Here is a 4,520-nt window from a genome sequence, read left to right as displayed (position 1 = left end):
CCCGGGTCGCGTCAACCCCATTCAGCGACCATTCTAAAAAGGTGGCGTGGTGAGGAATCGCCGTCCGTTTTACGGCGGCGAGGATGTCAAGACGATAACTTCTGTGTTTTCACATGATTATCTACGAGAGCAGCGCCTTCGGTTCATGCGAACTCATCGAGATGCTTTCGATGTAGAACCTAGTTTTCCGATCCCTCTCTTTGAAGAAGCTGTTCTTGCAATAGAAGGTCCCTGTGGTGTTGAGCCTACTTGCAACGTTGAAGGCGATCGCTCAAAATACCGCTCCCGATCGCTTCACCGCTCGCTGCTGTCATAAACTTACTTGCCCAATCATCGTTTCCCATTATCGATCGCCATGACCAATCACCCCTTCGCTGTTTTCCTCAACCCCGATATCCAAATCAAAAGCACCGAAGACCACTACACCCTGCACTCGGCAGAATCAGATCCGACTGCTTTGCTAACCCTGGCCACAACGCCGGGAATCGGTATTGCTCTCGATCGTCTCAAGGCAGGCAACACCACCCCCGACTCACTGGTGCAAGGGTTAGCCGAACTCGATGGTCGGGCAGCCGGGGAACAGTTCGGGCGGATGCTACAACAATTGGATGAGCGAGGTTGGTTAAGTTACGCTGTGTTGCCGCTGGCAGTGGCGATCCCGATGGTGGACTCTGCCGAGTTGAATTTGACCGAACCCTACTGGACACAAACCCGTCTGGGCCTCTCCCGCTTTGCCTATCAGCATTCCTACGACGGCACTATGGTGCTGGAGTCCCCCCTCTCAAAGTTTCGGATTAAACTCCTCGACTGGCGGGCAAGTGCGCTGCTGGCTCAACTCGCCCAGCCCCAACCCTTAGCGACACTAACGCCACCGCCCTACCTGGGACCAGAAACCGCTTATCAGTTCCTCAACCTGCTGTGGGCAGCGGGATTTCTGACGGCTGACCCTGAACCCCCCTCGCTCCAGCTTTGGGACTTTCATAACCTGCTGTTCCGCAGCCGCTTGGGTCGCCATGACTATCCGACACAGGATATTAACATCGAGCAGTGGTCTGATTTTCCGGTGGTGAAATCACCCATGAGCGACCAGATTGTACCGCTGCCGCGTCCGAACTTGGTGGCGTTGATGAGTAACGATGCTACGTTAACAGCCGCGATCGAAGCGCGGAAATCGATTCGAGAATACGACGAGGCACATCCAATCACCATAGAACAACTCAGTGAACTGCTTTATCGTACTGCCCGTGTCAAAGACATTCGTCAAGTGGAGGAGTATTTTGGTGAAAATTGGCGGGCAATTCTCGGTTTTGACGCGGACATTGACTATGGCGAGTTGGGCAGTCGGCCGTATCCTAACGGCGGAGTGATGTATGAGCTGGAAATTTATCCAGTAGTGCGGCGTTGTCAAGGATTGGACACAGGATTGTATCACTATGACCCCTTGAACCATCAACTAGAGCACATTGTTGGGGCAGAAAGCGATATTCTTGCTGTGTCAGGCTATGACTTTTTAAACAGCGTACCCGGCTGGGGAAAACCACAAGTCCTGATCGTGATTACAGCACGGTTTGGACGGCTGTTCCGCAAGTATCGCTCTGTAGCTTATGCGTTAGTGCTAAAACACGTCGGAGTGTTGCAGCAAAATCTTTATCTAGTGGCGACGAATATGGGTCTGGCTCCCTGCGCGTGGGGGGCTGGAGATAGCGATGGTTTTGGACAAGCAGCAGGTCTGGACTATGTGGAAGAGTCGGCGGTAGGTGAGTTCATGTTGGGGTCACTGCCGAACCGGGATGTGCAAGCGAGTGGAGTTGAGTCAGTTGAAGACGTTGAGCCCTCGGATGAGTCTGCGGAGGTAGCAGTCTCGGTGAGCGCGGTTGAGTTGGATAGGAGTGAGGCGGAACCTGAGCCTGCTGATGTTGGGTTTCGTTCCTCAACTCAACCTACATCTGAACTAGATGTTGGGTTTCGTTCCTCAACCCAACCTACAGAATCGGTGGAGACAACAGAGGCAGCGGTTTCGGTGAGTGAGGCTGAATCTGTATCCCAGACGACGACTGAAGTCATGGAGTCAGAGGCTTCCGAGAGTGAAGTGGAATCGGATGTTGTAGTGAATGAAACTGAATCTGCGGCTATTTCAGCCAGTGGGGTTGAGAGTTCAGCAACCCCACTCTCGTTGACGCTCCATCCCCACGTCCTCGACGATCGCATCCCTGGACTCGCCCACCTACGCAACCAAACCCTAGGCGATCCCCGTATCACTATTGTGGTGATTGAGGGCAACCCCGACCACTCCCTGTCCTGTTTCCAGAGTGCCGAAATTTCTAAAGTCTTTCCTTACTGGGAGGATGGTCCAGAGCCGATTTCCGCAGAAGAGTACGCGACCTTCCGAGCCATTGAGGATAGCGATCGCCCGAAACAGGAAAAAGAAGCAGCACTCAAAGAGGCTTTTTCGGAACCGCTTATAGGCCGTCTTAAAGTTGATGACCATACTTGCCACGTCACCAGCATCATTGTGGGTCAAGAGAATACCCCTGCTGCTGGTATTGCTCCCAACTGTCGCCTGATCAATCTGCCGCTTAACAGCAGGGGGATTGCAGAAGAATTTATCTCTCCCTTAAACCTAGCTCGTGCCTTTGACCTAGCCCTAAAGTTGGGGGCAAATATCATTCACTGTGGAATCTGCCGCCCCACCCAAACCGGCGAAGGGGAAGAGCTGTTTGCCCAAGCCGTACAGAAGTGCTTGGATAACAACATTCTGGTCGTCGCGCCTGCGGGTAATGGTTTGGGTGAATATTGGTGTCTGCCTGGTGTCCTGCCAGGAGCCCTCCCTGTGGGAGCAATGGATCTGGGTCATCCACCTGCCCACTATAGTAACTGGGGTGGCAACTACACCGAAGAGGGGATTATGGCTCCCGGTGACGACATTTGGGGAGCGCAACTAGCCACCGAGAAACCCAGAGTCAGAACCGGAACCAGTGGATCAGCCCCCATCGTGACCGGAATTGCTGCGCTGTTAATGAGTTTGCAAGTGCAACAAGGTAAAACCGTTGATGCTGAAGCCGTCCGAACCACACTGCTGAATACTGCTATTCCCTGTGACCCAAACGTTGTAGAAGAACCAGAACGCTGTCTACGCGGCTTTGTGAATATCCCTGGGGCGATGAAGGTGCTGTTTGGACAACCTTCTGTTACCATTTCCTTTGCAGGCGACCAAGTGACCCGCACAGAATGGGCTGGCTATGGCACGGCGATCGCAGGGGATACGTCGAGTATTCCTGCTGGGATTACTGCGATCGCAGCAAGTTCGGTTGGAGACTCTACTATGACAATGCAATCGGCTACGCCAATGGCGGCCGAAGTAGCGGTAACTGCGTCGGCTGACCCGGCTACGGTGGAGGCTAGTACCGCTTTTTCGGGCCATGTTTATGCTCTGGGAACCTTGAGCTATGACTTTGGCGATGAAACCTGTGTTGATACCTTCAAAGAACGGATGGCTCCGGTAGAAATGGACAGCATCTTGGTTCCGCCAGACCCCTACAATCCCCGTCAGATGGTTGAACACCTCGATCGCAACCCAGACGAAAGCCGTTCGTTGATCTGGACGTTGAGCCTGGATGGAGACACGATCTATGTCCTAGAGCCAACAGGAGCGTTTTCAGACCAGATCTACGAGATGTTTGTGCTGATGTTGGCGGGTCAACTCGAGCCAGAAAGCAGTGATGAATTTGTAGAACGAATTAGCATCCCCGCCCGACAAACTAACCGCACAGTTGAACTATTCTCTGGTCAGGTTGTGCCAGTCGTCAAGGTACATGACCTCCGAGGAATGTACGGCTGGAAAGTGAATACCCTGGTCAACGCGGCGATGGTGGCGATCTCTCGTCAGGTGGACGAAGCCCAAGCACCCCTCATCCAACAAGCTCTGACTTCGTTCCTCAACCGAGTCTACAATGATCTACGCAATGTGGGTCAGACTTCGCGCGATCGCGCCCTCAACTTCGCCGCCACCAACATCTTCCAAGCAGCTTCCGTCTTTGCGAAAGCGATCGCCGAGCGTCGTCAACTCGACACTATAGAAGTCGAAAAAAGCCCCTTCTGTCGGCGAAACAGTGACTGTTGGGATATCAAGCTAGAGTTCTCTGACCCAGAAAGGAGTAGTCGGGGACGCAAGGTTTTTCTATTTACCCTGGATGTAGTGCTTCAGATGCCCGTCACTTTGGGTAAAATCAAGAGTTGGTCAATGCCTTCGCGTTCTGAACAAACCTGATCTACAACAAAATGGGCTACCAACCTAAGTGTCGGCGTAAACAGAAGGTTCGTGTCACCAGGTGCAGCCTTGTAAAGTTTTGCAAAAATGACCCATTTTTTCGGCGAAATTAGACCTCTTGCAAAAGTCTTAAGTCGATCCTTGTACAGCAACATTTTTGAAGATTATCGAAAATTTGGGTTAAAACCCCGTCGTTTTACGACGGCTTTAAGCTACAATGGAAAAAGCGATAACCAAGCTAAAAACTGAACCT

General features: G+C 52.4%; 2 protein-coding genes. Both read left to right on the top strand.

The genetic code is table 11. The annotated features are described in order from the left end of the window. The first annotated feature begins 46 nt into the window (after nucleotides 1–46). Entirely contained in the window at nucleotides 47–316 is a 270-nt protein-coding gene (locus tag BGL89_RS21470; RefSeq protein WP_502692613.1) for a DUF5838 family protein, read from the top strand. A 39-nt stretch (nucleotides 317–355) separates the two neighbouring features. Beyond that, entirely contained in the window at nucleotides 356–4,267 is a 3,912-nt protein-coding gene (locus BGL89_RS09640; protein WP_286825527.1) for a PatA/PatG family cyanobactin maturation protease, read from the top strand. Nucleotides 4,268–4,520 lie beyond the last annotated feature (253 nt).

Origin of the sequence: Microcystis sp. LSC13-02 (assembly GCA_002282935.1) — a bacterium.
Lineage (GTDB): Bacteria > Cyanobacteriota > Cyanobacteriia > Cyanobacteriales > Microcystaceae > Microcystis.
The sequence above is the reverse complement of the archived record's forward strand: the minus strand, read 5'-3'. Positions and strand labels throughout refer to the sequence as shown.